The 16126-nt window shown below is 70.6% G+C and carries 18 protein-coding genes; 6 read left to right on the plus strand and 12 right to left on the minus strand.

Annotation, left to right across the window (positions count from 1 at the left end):
- Positions 1–14 precede the first annotated feature (14 nt).
- Positions 15–521 (minus strand): FBP domain-containing protein, encoded by a 507-nt coding sequence (locus ACFC96_RS40210; protein WP_376617274.1) that lies wholly within the window; start codon positions 519–521, stop codon positions 15–17.
- Positions 522–850: 329 nt separating this feature from the next.
- On the opposite strand from ACFC96_RS40210, the gene ACFC96_RS40215 reads away from it, so the two are divergent.
- Both ACFC96_RS40215 and ACFC96_RS40220 read left to right on the plus strand, forming a co-directional pair.
- Positions 851–2059, plus strand: coding sequence for a cytochrome P450 (locus ACFC96_RS40215; RefSeq protein ID WP_376617276.1), 1209 nt, complete (start codon positions 851–853; stop codon positions 2057–2059).
- 97 nt (positions 2060–2156) lie between these two features.
- Positions 2157–2351 (plus strand): ferredoxin, encoded by a 195-nt coding sequence (locus ACFC96_RS40220; protein ID WP_340456961.1) that lies wholly within the window; start codon positions 2157–2159, stop codon positions 2349–2351.
- Between the two features lie 10 nt (positions 2352–2361).
- On the opposite strand, the gene ACFC96_RS40225 is transcribed toward ACFC96_RS40220, so the two are convergent.
- From ACFC96_RS40225 to ACFC96_RS40260, 8 genes are all read right to left on the minus strand, one after another.
- Complete coding sequence (locus ACFC96_RS40225; protein ID WP_376253954.1) at positions 2362–3234, minus strand: universal stress protein; 873 nt, start codon at positions 3232–3234, stop codon at positions 2362–2364.
- Between the two features lie 288 nt (positions 3235–3522).
- Complete coding sequence (locus ACFC96_RS40230) at positions 3523–4794, minus strand: hypothetical protein (protein WP_376617278.1); 1272 nt, start codon at positions 4792–4794, stop codon at positions 3523–3525.
- 175 nt (positions 4795–4969) lie between these two features.
- Positions 4970–6310, minus strand: coding sequence for an FAD-binding oxidoreductase (locus ACFC96_RS40235; protein WP_376617280.1), 1341 nt, complete (start codon positions 6308–6310; stop codon positions 4970–4972).
- A gap of 112 nt (positions 6311–6422) precedes the next feature.
- Positions 6423–6875, minus strand: coding sequence for an ATP-binding protein (locus tag ACFC96_RS40240; protein ID WP_340456945.1), 453 nt, complete (start codon positions 6873–6875; stop codon positions 6423–6425).
- A gap of 143 nt (positions 6876–7018) precedes the next feature.
- Positions 7019–7390 carry a peptidase inhibitor family I36 protein gene (locus tag ACFC96_RS40245; RefSeq protein WP_340456962.1) on the minus strand — a complete coding sequence of 124 codons (372 nt, stop codon included), beginning with the start codon at positions 7388–7390 and terminating at the stop codon, positions 7019–7021.
- Positions 7391–7392: 2 nt separating this feature from the next.
- On the minus strand, positions 7393–8001 hold the full coding sequence (locus ACFC96_RS40250; protein ID WP_376617282.1) for a hypothetical protein: 609 nt from the start codon (positions 7999–8001) through the stop codon (positions 7393–7395).
- A gap of 7 nt (positions 8002–8008) precedes the next feature.
- Positions 8009–8401, minus strand: coding sequence for a hypothetical protein (locus ACFC96_RS40255; RefSeq protein ID WP_340456947.1), 393 nt, complete (start codon positions 8399–8401; stop codon positions 8009–8011).
- Positions 8402–8518: 117 nt separating this feature from the next.
- The gene (locus ACFC96_RS40260) at positions 8519–8935 is read right to left on the minus strand and encodes a hypothetical protein (protein WP_340456948.1); all 417 of its coding nucleotides are present in this window, start codon (positions 8933–8935) and stop codon (positions 8519–8521) included.
- A gap of 270 nt (positions 8936–9205) precedes the next feature.
- On the opposite strand from ACFC96_RS40260, the gene ACFC96_RS40265 reads away from it, so the two are divergent.
- Positions 9206–9715 (plus strand): DinB family protein, encoded by a 510-nt coding sequence (locus ACFC96_RS40265; RefSeq protein WP_376617284.1) that lies wholly within the window; start codon positions 9206–9208, stop codon positions 9713–9715.
- A gap of 189 nt (positions 9716–9904) precedes the next feature.
- Here ACFC96_RS40265 and ACFC96_RS40270 read toward each other — a convergent pair whose 3' ends face one another.
- Complete coding sequence (locus tag ACFC96_RS40270; RefSeq protein WP_376617286.1) at positions 9905–10192, minus strand: DUF1905 domain-containing protein; 288 nt, start codon at positions 10190–10192, stop codon at positions 9905–9907.
- Positions 10193–10389: 197 nt separating this feature from the next.
- Here ACFC96_RS40270 and ACFC96_RS40275 point away from each other — a divergent pair, with 197 nt between their 5' ends.
- Entirely contained in the window at positions 10390–12078 is a 1689-nt protein-coding gene (locus tag ACFC96_RS40275; RefSeq protein ID WP_376617288.1) for a chitinase, read from the plus strand.
- Between the two features lie 323 nt (positions 12079–12401).
- Here ACFC96_RS40275 and ACFC96_RS40280 read toward each other — a convergent pair whose 3' ends face one another.
- Positions 12402–12842 (minus strand): OsmC family protein, encoded by a 441-nt coding sequence (locus ACFC96_RS40280; RefSeq protein ID WP_340456952.1) that lies wholly within the window; start codon positions 12840–12842, stop codon positions 12402–12404.
- Positions 12843–12965: 123 nt separating this feature from the next.
- Positions 12966–13439, minus strand: coding sequence for a hypothetical protein (locus tag ACFC96_RS40285; protein ID WP_376617289.1), 474 nt, complete (start codon positions 13437–13439; stop codon positions 12966–12968).
- A gap of 118 nt (positions 13440–13557) precedes the next feature.
- Here ACFC96_RS40285 and ACFC96_RS40290 point away from each other — a divergent pair, with 118 nt between their 5' ends.
- The gene (locus tag ACFC96_RS40290) at positions 13558–14313 is read left to right on the plus strand and encodes a Clp protease N-terminal domain-containing protein (protein WP_376617291.1); all 756 of its coding nucleotides are present in this window, start codon (positions 13558–13560) and stop codon (positions 14311–14313) included.
- Positions 14314–14411: 98 nt separating this feature from the next.
- On the plus strand, positions 14412–16040 hold the full coding sequence (gene pgm, locus ACFC96_RS40295) for a phosphoglucomutase (alpha-D-glucose-1,6-bisphosphate-dependent) (RefSeq protein ID WP_376253977.1): 1629 nt from the start codon (positions 14412–14414) through the stop codon (positions 16038–16040).
- The last annotated feature ends 86 nt before the right edge of the window (positions 16041–16126 follow it).

Raw genomic sequence — 16126 nt, forward strand, 5'->3', positions numbered from 1 at the left:
TGCCCGAGGACCGGTCAGGCCGCCTCGGTGACCTTCGCCGCGAAGGCGTCCAGGTTGCTCATGGCACGGGCGATGCGCTCGTCGAGGGAGAGCGACTCCTCGTAGCGGCCCGCCCTCAGTTTGGGCTGCCGCTTGCCGCGCAGATAGAGCGAGCAGGCGAGGTCCGCGCAGAGGTAGATGCCGACGGTGTTGCCCTCCCGCCCGCGCGCTCCGGCCAGGGGCGCCGCGAGGAGGGCGACACCGGAGGAGGCGTGCCCGGTCAGGCACACCTGGCAGATGCTGGACTTCACGGCGCTGGTCCGGCTCACGGAGGGGACCCGCAGGGTGATGCCGAGGGGCCCGTCGGGGCCGGGGCGCACGAGGTGGGCCCGCAGAGGCGCTCCCGGGTCGATCCAGCCGAGGAAGTCCAGGTCCTCCCAGGGGAGCTCGGCGAAGTCGAGGGGGAGCTTCATCCGGGCGGCCTCACCCTTCGTGCAGTTCACGAAGGACGCTCGGATCTGTTTCTCGTTCAGTGGTTCCACGTGCGGCGACGATACCCACCGCCGCTCGCACAAGCATCCGCATTTCCTCGCGGGCGCAGTCGTCACCCGTGCGGCCGACGGGGCGTGAACAAGCCGCGCCGCGCCCAAGAGCACCCCACCGGCTCCGGCCGTACGGCACACGCCCCGACCGCCTCGCCGGTGTGAGCACATGCCCCGACCAGACAGAACACGCCCTTGTCCGGGCCCGAGCAACAGGGTTCGGCCAGATGTCCCCACTGGGCGGAGTGGCCGATCTTCGCGTGGACGGTTGGATGCCCGAGGCATCTAATGAAGATCACCAAGGAAGACTCACCGCCTGCGAGGTCACCATGACCGTGACACCCCCCACGCCGGACACCGTCGCCTTCCCCCAGGACCGCACGTGTCCCTACCACCCGCCGGCCTCCTACGATCCGCTGCGCTCGGCGCGGCCCCTGTCCCGTGTCTCGCTCTTCGACGGGCGGACCGTGTGGGTGGTCACCGGCCAGTCGCTCGCGTGCGACCTGCTCATCGACCCGCGTCTGTCCACCGACCGGGAGAACCGCGCCTTCCCGATGCCCACGGAGCGCATCGCCCTGTCCCGCAAACGGCGCATCGCCCTCCTCGGAGTCGACGACCCCGAGCACAACACCCAGCGCCGCATGCTGATCCCGAGCTTCACCCTCAAGCGGATCACGGCGCTGCGGCCCCGCATCCAGGAGACCGTGGACCGGCTCCTCGACGCGATGGTCGAGCAGGGGCCGCCGGCCGACCTGGTGAGCGCGTTCGCGCTGCCCGTGCCGTCGATGGTGATCTGCTCACTGCTCGGGGTGCCCTATGCCGATCACGACTTCTTCGAGGAGCAGTCACGGCGGCTGCTGCGCGGGCCGGACGTGACGGACACGGAGGCCGCGCGCGAGCAGCTCGACGCGTACCTGGGCTCGTTGATCGACCGCAAGCGGCGTGAACCGGGGGGTGACGGGCTGCTCGACGAGCTCATCCACCGCGGGCCGGACGAGAAGGAGATCGACCGCGAGGAACTGATCAGCCTCGCCACGATCCTGCTGATCGCGGGGCACGAGACGACGGCGAACATGATCTCGCTCGGCACGTTCACCCTGCTTCGCCATCCGGAGCGGCTGGAGGAGCTGCGCTCCGCCGACTCGCTGCTGCCCGCCGCGGTCGAGGAGCTGTTGCGCTTCCTGTCCATCGCGGACGGCATCCTGCGCGTCGCCACCGAGGACATCGAGGTCGCGGGCGAGACCATCCGGGCGGACGACGGGGTGGTCTTCTCCACCTCGCTCATCAACCGCGACGAGGACAGCTTCACGGCCCCCGACTCCCTAGACTGGCACCGCCCCACGCGCCACCACCTCGCGTTCGGCTACGGAGTCCACCAGTGCCTGGGGCAGAACCTGGCACGGGCCGAGATGGAGATCGCGCTGCGGTCGCTGTTCGCGCGGCTGCCGGGGCTGCGCCTGGCGGCGCCCGCCGAGGAGATCCCGTTCAAGCCAGGCGACACGATCCAGGGCATGCTCGAACTACCGGTCGCCTGGTGACCGCCCGAGCCGTCAGAACCGAGCCCGGGCCTTCCCGACCGACCCGTGGGAACCGACCCATGAGAACCGAACCCGAGCCGTGAGAGAGGCGCAGACCGTGCGGATCCGGATCGACAAGGACAGCTGTGTGGGCGCGGGCATGTGCGCGCTGACGGCACCGAACGTGTTCACGCAGGACGACGACGGCTTCAGCGAGGTGCTGGAGGGCCGCGAGGACGGCGCCGGTGACCCGCTGGTGCGGGAGGCGGCCCGCGCCTGTCCGGTGCGGGCCATCACCGTCACCGACGGCTGAGGTCCCCTGCTCAGACGGGCGGTACGACGGCCACCGGGCACGGCGCGTGGTGCATCACGGCATGCGCGACGGAGCCGATGCGGGACCCGACGGCCGAGCGGCGGGCGCGGCGGCCCACGACCACCAGTTGGGCCCCCGCACCCGACGCGAGAAGGACCTGGCCGGCGCTGCCGATCTCGACGTGCTCCACCACCGGCACGTCGGGATACCGCTCGCGAAGCGGTTCGAGCGCCTCGGCCAGCGCCTTCCTCTCGTACGGCTCCATGCCGCCGGCCTCGTCGAGGAGCTTCAGCGAGGCGGGGCTGTACGCGTACAGGGGCGGCAGTGTCCACGCGCGGACGACCTTGAGGGTCGCGCCGCGTGCGGACGCGGTGGTGAAGGCGAACTCGAGGACCGCGCGGCTGTCCTCGGGCGCGCCCTCCTGGCCGACGACGATCTCGCGGCCCGCCGCCTCCGGTTCGGCGCGGTCGTCGGCCCTCACCAGGACGACGGGCCGCGGCGACTCGGCGATGACCTGCTGCCCGACCGATCCGACGAGGAAGCCGACGAACGCGCCGTGTCCCCGCGAGCCGAGGACGAGGAACTCCGCGTCCGCGGCGGCGGCGAGGAGCGCGGGAACGGCCGGGTCGGACGGGGACTCGACCGACACCGGGAGCCGGGGGTGACCGCTCGCCACGGCGCGCCCGGCCTCATCGGCCACACTTCTGGCCCAATCGGCCTGCGCCGCGGCATCGGGCGCGGACGCCGCCACGTCCGGCAGCGGGGACCAGGCGTGCAGCAGGCGCAGCCCGTACCCTCGGCGGACCGCTTCGCGCGCCGCCCACGCCGCGGCGGCCGAGCTCTCCGGCGATCCGTCCACTCCCGCGGTGATCCAGCGGTCCATGCGCCTGCCTCTCCGTCGCTGATCAGGTCCCGACCAGTGTGCGTCAGCGAGGCGGACGACACCCCGGAGCGTCCTAGGGCCGGTCGTCACATTCCCGTCGTCCGCCCGACGGGCGGGCCCGGCGGCGTCTGGTGCGTGCGATCGCAAGGCGCCGGAGAGTCCTTGTAGCGGAGCTACCAGGGCTTTTCGGCAACGCCGCATGGGGGTCCCCCCTGCTCGAGCAGAGCCGAGAGCTAGGGGGAGTGCGTGCCAGACGCCGCCGGGCAGACGGGAATGTGACGACAGGTCCTAGGCGCGGCTGCCTGCGGCGCCGGTGGGTGCCGTGACCACGTCTCCGAGGAACTGCGACCAGCCACCCGTGGGTGCTTCCCCGACCTCCAGGGAGCGGAGCCGGTCGAGCACGTTCGGATCCTGGGCGTCCAGCCAGTCGACGAACTGCCGGAAGGAGACGAGACGTACGTCTTCCTTGCCGGCGATCTCCTTGAAAGCGGCCTCGACGGCGTCCATGTAGATCCCGCCGTTCCAGTCCTCGAAGTGGTTGCCGATGAAGAAGGGCGCCCGGTTCGTCTCGTACGTCCTGTTGAAGCCTGCGAGGTACGCCTCGGTGGCCTGCCGGCGCCAGCCCGCGTAGTTGGAGGAGGGCCCTCGCGTCGAGTTCTTCGACTGGTTGGCCAGGATGTTGTAGTCCATCGAGAGGACCTCGAAGGTGTGGCCGGGAAACGGGATGGCCTGGAGCGGCAGGTTCCACAGCCCCTGTCGCTTCCCGGGCCAGCGCTGGACACCGCCGGGCGACGAGGCGTCGTAGCGCCAGCCCAGCTCGCGGGCGATGGGCAGCAGGTTGTCCTGGCCGAGCAGGCAGGGTGTGCGGCCGCCGACGAGTTCCTTGTCGTAGTCGAACGGCAGGGGGTCGTCTTCGTGCCAGCCCGTGTTCGTACGCCAGGTCTTGACGAACGCGCGCGCCTGTTCGATCTCGCTGCCCCACTGTGCGGGCGTCCAGTTGGCGACGGAACCGGACCCCGCGCAGAAGTGGCCGTTGAAGTGCGTGCCGATCTCGTGACCCTCCAGCCAGGCCTGGCGGACGTACTTCAGCGTGTCCTTGAGGTGCGCGTCGGTGAGGTACCCGACGTCGGAGGCGCCGACGGGGTTGTTCGGCGGGTCGTAGAGACGCTTCTTCGACTCGGGCAGGAGGTACAGGCCCGACAGGAAGAACGTCATGTGGGCGCCGTGGTTCTCGGCCAGTTCGAGGAAGCGTGGAAAGAAGCCCTTGCCGACCTCGCCCGCACCGTCCCAGGAGAAGATCACGAACTGCGGCGGCGTCTGGCCCGGTTCGAGCGGGACGGGCGCCGCGGGTTGCCTCGGCTGCTTGCCGGTGTACGCCGTCGAACCGTCACCGATCAGCTGGGGCGCGACCTTTCTGCCCTGGTCGGGCTGGCGGCCGGGGCCCGCGGGCGGTCGGTCCGCGTCCGCGCCCGTTCCGCATCCGGCAAGACCCGCGGCGGCGGCGCCCAGGCCGATCCCGAGTCCCAGACCCACGGCTCCTCTGCGGGTGATCTCACTCATCGGCATCCCAACCCGCGTCCGCGAGGGACGCGTTGTGCAGCCCCCCTCACTACACACGCACCGTAAATCCGATAAGCACACAAATAGTTCATTTAGGTCGGCGCGGCGGGCAAAGCGCTGTGCATGGCGCCGGCCGGGCCGGAGCCCGCAGGCCGGGAGGGGCCCCGATGCCGGGTCAGCTCGCGTCGGGGTCGCCGACGACCTTCCCCGGGTTGAACAGGTCCAGCGGGTCCAGTGTGTTCTTCACCGCGCGCTGCACCGCGCAGACCTCGGGACCGAGTTCCTGCCGCATGCCGCCCCGCTTGAGCAGGCCGACGCCGTGCTCCCCGGTGACGGTGCCGCCCGCCGCGACCGCGGCGCCGAGCAGCTCCTCGAACGCGGCCTGCGCCGCGCGGCGCGCCTCGGCGTCACCGGGCGGGGTGATCAGGAGCGGGTGAAGGTTGCCGTCCCCCGCGTGCGCGATGGTCGCGATCCGTACCCCGTGCCGCTGCCCGATCTCCTCGACGGTGGCAAGCATGGTGGGCACGGCCGAGCGGGGTACGCAGATGTCTTCGGTCAGCACGGGGCCCAGGCGTTCGAGAGCCGGGTAGGCGAGCCTGCGGACGTCGAACAGTGCCTCCGCCTCGACGGCGTCGGTGGACTGTTCGGCCCAGAGCGCTCCCGCGTCCGTGAACGCCTCGGCGACCGCCGCCGCCTCCGCCGCGCCCGCGTCACCCGGCGCGTCGATCCGCGCCAGGAGCAGCGCGGCGGCGCCGGGTTCGATCCCGAGGTGCTTCCAGTCCTCGACGGCCTGCATGCAGTGGCGGTCGAGGAGTTCCAGGGCGGCGGGCTGGAGGCCGCGCCGCGTGCACAGCGCGACGGCGGCGCCTGCCGCGACGAGGCCGTCGAAGGCGCCGACGACGGTGCGGGGTTCGGCGGCGGGCGCGGGACGAAGGCGGAGCGTGATCTCGGTGATCACCCCGAAAGTGCCTTCCGAGCCGACGAACAGACCGGTCAGGTCGTAGCCGCTGACACCCTTCGTGGTGCGCCGGCCGAACCGGACGCGACTGCCGTACTCGCCCGCGGGCCCGCCCATCACGGCTTCGAGACCGAGCACGTAGTCGCGGGTGACGCCGTACTTGAGGCAGCACAGGCCGCCGGCGTTCGTCGACACGTTGCCGCCGATGGTCGACCAGGGGGCGCTGGCCGGGTCCGGCGGGTACCAGAGGCCGTGTTCGGCGACGGCCGCCTTCAGATCGTTGTTGACGACGCCGGGCTGTACGACGGCGAGCAGGTTCTCGGTGTCGATCTCCAGGATGCGGTTCATCCGCGAGAGGTCGAGGACCAGGCAGCCGTCGGTGGCGTTCGCGCCGCCCGAGAGCCCGGTGCCGGCGCCGCGGGTCACGACGGGTACGGACAGCGCGGCACAGGCGCGCACCACCTGCTGCACCTCGCCGGCGTCCGTCACCCGGACCGCCGCGAGCGCCCGGCCCACCGGCGCCCATTCCGCGTCGTCGTGGCTGAGCCCGGACAGCACGTCGCCGTCCTCGATCAGGGCGAGGCCGGGCAGCGCCTCGGCCAGGTCGTTCAGGAGTTCGCGGTCGGATGCCGTGTCGATGTCGTCGTCTCCTCGCGCGAGAACCGTTCGATTACGGTCGCAGTCTAAAGACGGCCTTGATCCACTTCCCGACCGGTACCCGCTCCACGATGACCTCGGTGGCGAGGGCGTGGACGATCTCGAGGCCGTGCCCGCCGATGCGCGCGGGATCCCTGGCGAAGAGGCGGGGGACGGCGGCGCTGCTGTCGTAGACGGTGACGGCCACTTCGTCCTTCGATCCCTCGAGATCGAGGACGTACGGACCGTGGCTGTGGCGGTCCGCGTTGGTGACGAGCTCGCTGACCAGAAGCAGCAGATCACCGCGGGACCTGGCGTCGATCAGGGCGCACCACTCGGACCGCAGCTGTTCGAGGAACACCTCGGCGAAGGCGCGCGCGTCTGCGATGCAGCCCGGCTCTCCGGTGTACTGCGTCACCCGGCGCAGCGGCTCGGCGGGGTCGGCAGCACCGGTCGGCATCAAAGCTCCGTCCAGGTACTCGGTCATGCGGTTCTCTCAATGGAATCGATCGGCACAGTAACTTCCCTGCAGACCTCCTGATACCCAGTGGCGCGTGCGGCAGTCATAACCGGCCGGAACGGGCGGCAGGGCCTGCCGCCCGTTCCGTTCCGGTCACGCGGTGCGCGAGGTCAGCAGCTCATTTTCCACGTATGGGAGTCGCCGCTGTCGTTGCCCCAGCTGTCGGAGGCGATCTCCTGGCCCGGGGCGAGGCAGACGGTGCCGAGACCGACGAGGCCCGGGTTCTCGTAGACCTGCACGTGGTCCTTGATGCCCGGGCCCGAAATGCCATGGTTCGCCCAGGAGGAGTCCTGGTCCTGAATGGGGTCCTCCCAGTCATGGTCGTCGCCGGACCAGTTGGTGCGCTGACCGCCGAAGTCCGCGTCCGTCCAGGCGCAGAACTGGCCGCTGGGGCACGAGGCTCCGAAGGCGGAGGACGAGGTGGCGACGGCGCCGCCGCAGGCGAGGGCGACGGCCGCGAGGAGCGCGGCGGAGTTCTTGATGATCACTGCGTCTCTTTCTCTTGCTGCTTCGCTTGCTGCTTCTGGTGCTGAATCGGCTGTTGCCGCTTCTGCCGTTCCTGGTGGGCGAGGAGGTGCCTCGCACGGTTCAGGGCGTGCTCCCGAAGGCGCTGCCAGTCCGCGACCTCGGTGCGGTGTCCGGCCCGCACCGAGGCCAGGCTGGTGTTGCGGTGGGCCGCTTCGGGCTTGAGGTTGTTGACGACGGTCGATACCTGGAACCAGCGGCGCTGGTCGCCGTAGAGGTCGCGTTGCGCCGAGGCCAGGCATCCGTCGGTGTGGGCGCGCACGGAGTATCCGGTCGGCAGCCTCAGGGAGAGTTCGGTGCGTCCGGCGCCGAAGAGGGCTTCGGACAGGCGTTCCTCCTGGGCCTGTGTGCCGGGCCGTCTGCCGGGGCGCGGCGGGGTGAGCCCCTGTGCGGTGAGGCAGCGGTCGGTCAGGAGCCGGGTGGCGGCCTTGACGGTGTCGTCCGGGGAGAGTGCGGGCCCGGGGTCCGGGGCCGCGCAGCCGGTGACGAGCAGCCCGGCCAGGGACAGCGCGCCGAGCACGGTGAGTGCCCGGAGCGGCCGTACCCAGGGGCGCGGTCGGTGGGTCATCGACGGATCAGCCCGCTTCGCATCCCATCTTGTTGTCGCTGACACCGTCGAACTTGGTGGCCCACGCCTCCCAGTTCTCGTCGTAGTCGTCCTTGCGGATCTCGCGGTAGAGACAGCTGTTCCCCGGTCCGTAGCTGATCGCATAGACAGTGCCGCCGACCCGGGAGTCGAAGGAGTAGGCGTGGCGCTGGGTGCCGTTCTCCGCCTCGGCGTAGCCGGGTGGCGCGTAGCACCAGGCCTGGCCGTGCTGCCCCGGCTCGGTCCAGAAACAGACCTGTCCGGGTCCCGCGGCGCGCGCGGAACCGGCCGGCGCGGTGGCGACGGCGGTCGGGGCGGCGAGGGTCAGCGCGGCGGCGACGCCGGCGAGTGCGGTGGTGAGCAAGGCGGTGCTGCGGTGCATTCGAGCGGCTCCGAAAGAGTGGTGACTGCGCTGTGCATGACCACAATCCCCCGGCGTTTACGCAGGTAAGCGCAGCGCCACCCGTACCGGCTACTAGTCATATGGGCGCCGCGTCGATCACGGGTGGGGAACGAGCGCGGCTCGGGACGCGCGGGTGCGCTGCATCCGCAGGGCGTCGACCGACTCGGCGAGGAACTCGTATTCCGTGGTGTCGTCGCGAGTGATCAGCCGGACGAGTTTCCCGGCGGCGAGTTCCTCGGCCACTTGTTCCTGCCGCTCGATATCGCCGCACCAGTCGCGCAGCGCAGCCGGCACGTCGGGGACGGTGTCGGCGACCGGGGCAATGGCGTGTTCGGGGAAATGCGGATTTCCGGGGCGTGGATCGAGCCGTTCGGCTATCCAGGAAGCGCGGTCGCGCAGCCACCACATCGCGAGCGGCAGAGTGGGCGCGCGATACGTTCCGAGCGGTACGCCGACGCGCTGACCGCCACAGATTCCGTATGCGGTCACATGGCACAGGAATTCCTCGTGCACGTTCTCCCCCGTCGCGTCGTTCGCCGTCCTGCGGGCCTCACTTTCCTTCCGTTCGATGTGCGTGATCCGTGCGGATGCGCCGGGCCGGACCGGCGAAATGATCTATTGGTCGGACGTCATTCAACTTCCTCAGAAGACGAGTATCGACACTTCCGACGCGCTGTCACCACGCCTTTCTGGCCAGTCTCCTGGCATATTCGGAGCACCGAATGGCCGGAATGGAACGGGTGCGCGGGTGTGAAATCCTCGCCATCGAGGAAGCAGCACGTCATGCACTCCAAGGACGTTCTCACCGACGCGTTCGGACGGATCCACGAAACGGTTCACTCGGCGATGGAAGATCTTTCCGCCGAGGAACTCAACACCCGGCTCAATGACGACTCGAACTCGATCGCGTGGCTGATCTGGCACCTCTCACGCGTGCAGGACGACCATATCTCCGACGCCTTCCAGACCGATCAGGTCTGGCTCGCCGACGGCTGGGTCGACCGCCTCGACCTCGCCCTGCCACCCTCCGACACGGGGTACGGCCACAGTGACAAACAGGTGGCCAAGGTGCAGGTCCCGTCGGCCGATCTGCTGCTCGGCTACTTCGACGCCGTGCACGAGCGCACCCTCGCCCACGTGGCAGGACTGACCGACGCGGACCTGGACCAGGTGATCGACGACACCTGGTCCCCGCCGGTCACACTGGGCGTGCGACTGGTGAGCGTCATCTCGGACGATCTCCAGCACGCGGGCCAGGCCGCCTTTGTGCGGGGGATTCTCGAGCGCCTCTGAGACCCGGCGCGCGCCCCGTGTGAATCGGGCGCACCCAGTCACTGTGTTCGCACGGTTCCAGCCATCGGAACGACGCAGTCCACTACGAGGGAAAACCCCGCACAGGATTGACGGCTCCTGCGCGGAGGGGCCGCCGGCCACTCCCTACCCACGCCCAGGCCGGCGGCCCCGTTCACCACTCCCCCCGCGTCAGCCCCCGAGCCGCTCCTCGAGCCGGACGGTGACGCGGTCTCCCGCCTCCTTGCCGATCGCCTTGCGCACGTCGGCCCTGACGGGCAGCTTGTGCCGCCCGTCCCCGAGAGCCATGAACGAGCTCCGGAACGGATGACCGTCGACCGTGCCCCTGACCTTGACCAGTCCGCGCGTCCTGAAGAAGGCGGCCGATTCGGGCCATACGACATAGGTCCAGCCGCCTTCGCCGGGACTCTTCTCCAGGACGGCGGCGAACTCCTCGCTCAGGGTGCTGGACGTGCTCATCTCTGCCTCCTCAGGGGTCCTTCGTCACCACTGAAGACCCTCCGCGTGCGGGAAACTCATCGCGCCCGGAGCGTTCCGACAGCCTCCTCGGCACGGTTGAGGTCTTGACAACTCGATTGGTCTGGACCAGCTTTGGGCCCTACAGCGGTGGCCACCGTTCACTCCCGCCCCCTTCACTCCCCCACCGGAGGCAGTAAGTGGACCGTGCACACAGATGGATCAAGGGCGCACTGGCCGTCACCGCGGCCACGGCGCTCGGCGTCACCGCTCTGGCGACCACGGCGCAGGCCGCCGACATCAACGTCGCCAAGAACGCCGGGTTCGAATCGGACCTGAGCAACTGGACGTGCTCCGCCGGCACCGGTTCCGTGGTCGGCTCCCCCGTGCACGGAGGCGCCAAGGCGCTCAAGGGGACACCGACCGCGCAGGACACCGCGCAGTGTTCCCAGGCCGTGGCGGTCAAGCCCAACTCGACGTACACACTGAGCTCCTGGGTCCAGGGCAGTTACGTGTACCTCGGCGCGAGCGGCACCGGTACCACCGACGTGTCGACGTGGACCCCGGGATCCTCCGGCTGGCAGCAGCTCAGCACCACGTTCACGACCGGCGCGAACACGACGTCCGTGACCGTCTACACGCACGGCTGGTACGGGCAGAGCGCGTACTACGCCGACGACGTGAGCGTGCTCGGTCCCGACGGCGGCGGTGGAGGCGGCGATCCCGTGGTGATCCCGGCGGTCCCCGCGGGACTCGCGGCGGGCGCCGCGACGTCCTCCTCGGTCGACCTCTCCTGGAACCCGGTCTCCGGCGCCACCGGCTACAACGTGTACCGCGACGGCTCGAAGGTCGCCTCCGTCAGCGGCGCATCCGCAACCGTCACCGGACTCGCCGCCGCCACCTCGTACAGCTTCCAGGTCAGCGCGACCAACTCGGCCGGTGAGTCCGCGAAGTCGGCGGCCGTCACCGCCAGGACCGCGGCTTCCGGGGGCGGTGGCGGCGGCACCGTGCCGAAGCACGCCGTGACCGGCTACTGGCAGAACTTCGACAACGGCGCGACCGTGCAGAAGCTGCGGGACGTCCCCTCGCAGTACGACATCATCGCGGTGTCCTTCGCCGACGCGACCAGCACGCCGGGGCAGATCTCCTTCACGCTCGACCCCGCCGTCGGATACGCGTCCACCGCCGACTTCAAGGCCGACATCGCCGCGAAGCAGGCCGCGGGCAAGTCCGTGATCCTCTCGGTCGGCGGCGAGAAGGGCAGCGTGTCCGTCAACAGTGACGCGTCGGCCACCGCGTTCGCCGACAGTGCCTACTCCCTGATGCAGCAGTACGGTTTCGACGGCGTCGACATCGACCTCGAGAACGGCCTCAACTCCACCTACATGTCGAAGGCCCTGCACCAGCTCTCCGCGAAGGCCGGCGCGAAGCTGGTCCTCACGATGGCACCGCAGACCATCGACATGCAGTCCACTTCGGGTGAGTACTTCAAGACGGCGCTGAACGTGAAGGACATCCTCACGGTCGTCAACATGCAGTACTACAACAGCGGTTCGATGCTGGGCTGCGACGGCAAGGTGTACAGCCAGGGCTCGGTGGACTTCCTGACCGCACTGGCCTGCATCCAGCTGGAGGGCGGTCTCGACCCGTCCCAGGTCGGCCTCGGCGTCCCGGCGTCGACGCGCGGAGCCGGCAGCGGCTACGTGGACCCCTCGGTCGTCAACAACGCGCTCGACTGCCTGACGCGCGGCACCGGCTGCGGCTCCTTCAAGCCCGCGAGGACCTATCCGGGCTTGCGGGGCGCGATGACCTGGTCCACGAACTGGGACGCGACGGCGGGCAACGCCTGGTCGAACAGCGTTGGCCCCAAGGTGCATTCACTCCCGTAGCACCCTGCCGCGGTACGGCGGCACTCCGTTCGGCGGCTGCCACCGTCGGGCGCCGGCAGCGTCCTCCGTGGCATGCCGCGCGATCGTCTCGCGGGTGCCGCGCTCGCACACCGCGTCTCCCAGCCCCCGCCGGGTCCTCGCGCACATGGAGGAAGTCGGTGGGGGTGAGGGACGGTTCGTGGACGCCCCCGATCCTTCAGTGGGTCGGGGGCACGGCGGCCTGCTGCAGAGCGTGCTCCGGCGCGCACCGGGCCACGAAGCCGTCCGCGCCCCGGTCCAGTTTCCGAGGCCGCGCACACTCGTCGGTCCGCCACGCAGGCGCGTCAGCCCGCCATGAAGACGAGCGTGCCGTCCGGGAGCCGCGCCTCGATCCGGGCGCCGTGTTCCACGGTCCGGCTGACGGTGCAGTACTTCTCGTGGGTCAGCCGCACGCCGCGGGCGAACGCGTCATCCGCCTGCTTGTCGCCCTCGGGGAGCTCCAGTTCGTAGCTGATGCGGACCGCGCCGACGCGGCCGTCGTCCTCGGGGCGTGACACGGACTCCACGACGATGCGCAGTCCGTCGTGTTCGACGGTGCGGGCCGTACGGTCGGTGACGAGGCCGCCGCAGCCGCCGAGCGCGGCGAGGAGCAGCTCGACCGGGGTGAACGACGGCTGCACGTCGGGATCTTCGGCGGCGCCGATGCGGACCTCGGCGCCGCGGTCGTTGCGCGCGGTCCAGTCGCGGAAGCCGTTGCGGACGGTCTCGATGCGGTAGTCGGCCATGTCGGGTGGTTCTCCCTCGCTGCGGTCGCCCGGTCCTGCTCGTCCCCGGCACCGTACGGGCGAGGAGGCGCGGGGCGGTGCAGGCCGGACCGGCGGGCGGGCACGAACGCCCGCTCGGTCGCGTCAGGGAGTGGGTAGGCGCCCGCCGCAGCGCGCGCAGTAGGACGCCGCGGCATCGTCGGAGACGCGGTCACAGGCGGGGCAGATCCGGCTGAGCAGGCAGGCCGGTTCGCCGCCCTCGTGGGCCGGGGGCCTCGCGATGGTCAGGCCGGGGCGTCGCCGGTGAGCGGTGAGGTAGGCGAGACCGTGCGCGCCGGCCGTCACGGAGCGTCGTTCGCCGCGCGCGACGAACACCAGGGCTCCGGGGGCGAGTTGCTCCTCTTCGTCGGCATGCCGGAGCAACCCGTCGCCGTCGAGGACGACGAGCAGGACGTCGAGGTCCGGCTCGACGTGCTCGGCGACGGCGGTGCCGGGCCGCAGCCGGACGAGGTTCGCGTCGAGCTGCCGCGCCGCGCCGTCGAGCTTCCACAGGGCGCCCGTGCGGGACTCGTCCGCGGTGCGCAGCACGTCCGCAAGTGACACTCGGCCCGACGGCATGGCTCTCCTCCTCGGTCGGTACGTCGTGGACTCCGCAGCCTACGGCGTGCACGAGGGCACTCCCAACGGCTGTCAACTGAAGGTTGACACCCTCGCGCTGTCAACCTACGGTTGTCACATGACGGAATCTGCGGAGCCAGTAGGCATGACCACACCCGTACGCCTCGACGACCTGATCGACGCCATCAAGAAGGTCCACACCGACGCGCTCGACCAGCTCTCCGACGCCGTGATCGCCGCGGACCACCTCGGCGACGTCGCGGACCATCTGATCGGCCACTTCGTGGACCAGGCACGCCGCTCCGGGGCGTCCTGGACCGACATCGGCAGGAGCATGGGGGTCACCCGGCAGGCAGCTCAGAAGCGGTTCGTGCCCAAGGCCTCCGGCGAGGTCGGCGACCTCGATCCCAGCTCGGGCTTCGGCCGCTACACCCCGCGGGCGCGCAACGTCGTGATGTCCGCGCAGAACGAGGCCCAGGCCGCCGGCAACGACGAGATCCGGCCCGAACACCTCGTCCTCGGCCTCCTCGCCGAGCCCGAGGGGCTCGCCGCGCAGGCCATCCGGGCGCAGGGCGTGCTCCTCGACACCGTCCGGCAGAACGCGACGGCCACGCTGCCCCCGGCCGTCTCCGACGTGCCCGGCCTCGTCAAGTTCGACGCGAACGCGAAGAAGGCCCTGGAGCTGACTTTCCGCGAGGCGCTGCGCCTGGGCCACAACTACATCGGTACGGAACACATCCTGCTGGCCCTTCTGGAGCAGGAGAACGGCTCGGGCACCCTCGCCGAGTCGGGCATCGACAAGGCCGCGTCCGAGGCGCACATCGCGGATATGTTGGCCACGATCGTCAAGGCGCGTGCCGAGCAGCAGTCCTGACGGTCCGTCCGCCGGCCGGGTGTCCCGCAGTGCTCGTGGCGCTTCGGGACACCCGTGCGGTCCTGCGCCGCTCGCGGCCCTGATGGGAGAATGCCCCCATGACTGAGCGCGCAGGAACCCAGGCCCGGCCGGAGGACCTCGTCGACATCGATGAACTCGTCGACGCGTATTTCACCAAGATCCCCGACGTGGACCGCCCCGAACAGCGCGTCGTCTTCGGCACGAGCGGGCACCGAGGCTCCAGCCTGGACGGCGCGTTCAACGAACGGCACATCGCGGCGATCACGCAGGCCATCGTCGAACACCGCACGGCCGAGGGCATCACGGGCCCCCTGTTCATCGGACCCGACACCCACGCCCTCTCGCGGCCCGCGCTCGACACGGCACTCGGCGTCCTGGCCGCGAACGGTGTACGCGTCTTCGCCGACGCCCACGACGGATACGTGCCGACCCCCGCGCTCAGCCACGCCATCCTGCGCTGGAACAGCGCCGCGTCCGACGAGCTCGGCCAGGCGGACGGCATCGTCATCACGCCGAGCCACAACCCGCCGCGCGACGGCGGCTTCAAGTACAACCCGCCGCACGGCGGCCCCGCCGACTCCACGACGACCTCCTGGATCGCGCGCCGCGCCAACGAACTGCTCGCCGACGGCAACCGCGACGTGCGCACCACCAAGGACGTGACTCCGGAGACGTACGACTTCCGTGAGCGGTACGTCGAGGAGCTGAGCACCGTCATCGACACCGACGCCATCCGGGCGTCGGGGCTGCGCATCGGCGCGGACCCGCTCGGCGGGGCGAGTGTGCACTACTGGGCACGGATCGCCGAGATGTACGGACTCGACCTGACGGTGGTCAACCCCGAGGTGGACCCGACCTGGCGGTTCATGACGCTCGACTGGGACGGCAAGATCCGGATGGATCCCTCGTCGGCCCCCGCGATGGCGTCCGTCCTCGCGAAGCGGCACGACTACGACCTGCTGACGGGGAACGACGCGGACGCCGACCGGCACGGCATCGTCACGCCCGACGCCGGGCTCATGAACCCGAACCACTACCTGGCCGTCGCGATCCACTACCTGGCGACGCACCGCACCGGCTGGCGGTCCGACGCCGCGATCGGCAAGACGCTGGTGTCGAGCGCCGTCATCGACCGGATCGTCGCGTCGCTCGGCCGCGAGCTGCTCGAAGTCCCCGTCGGATTCAAGTGGTTCGTGCCGGGACTCGTCGACGGGGCGGTCGCCTTCGGTGGCGAGGAGAGCGCGGGCGCGAGCTTCGTGCGCAAGGACGGCGGCGTCTGGACGACCGACAAGGACGGCATCCTGCTCGCGCTGCTGGCGGCCGAGATCACCGCGGTGACCGGGAAGACCCCGTCGCAGTACTACGCCGAACTCGCCGCGGAGCACGGCTCGTCCTCGTACGCCCGCGTGGACGCGAAGGCCACGAAGCAGCAGAAGGCCCGCCTCGCCGAGCTCAGCGGCGACGCGATCACGGCGGACACGCTCGCGGGCGAGCCCATCACCGGACGGCTCAGCCACGCGCCGGGCAACGGCGCCGCGATCGGCGGCGTGAAGGTCACCACGGAGAACGCCTGGTTCGCCGCACGGCCGAGCGGCACGGAGGACGTGTACAAGATCTACGCGGAGTCGTTCCGCGGCCCCGACCACCTGGCCCAGGTGCAGACGGAGGCGCAGTCGATCGTGGACGCGGCGCTGGCGGAGGACTGACGGACGTGGGCGGCGGGGGGGGGCGCGCGGCGGGCCCCGCCCCCCCCCCCCCCCCGCGGCGCGCCGCCCGCCAGCCCCCGCGGGCG

Source organism: Streptomyces sp. NPDC055955 (genome assembly GCF_042270245.1).
Lineage (GTDB): Bacteria > Actinomycetota > Actinomycetes > Streptomycetales > Streptomycetaceae > Streptomyces.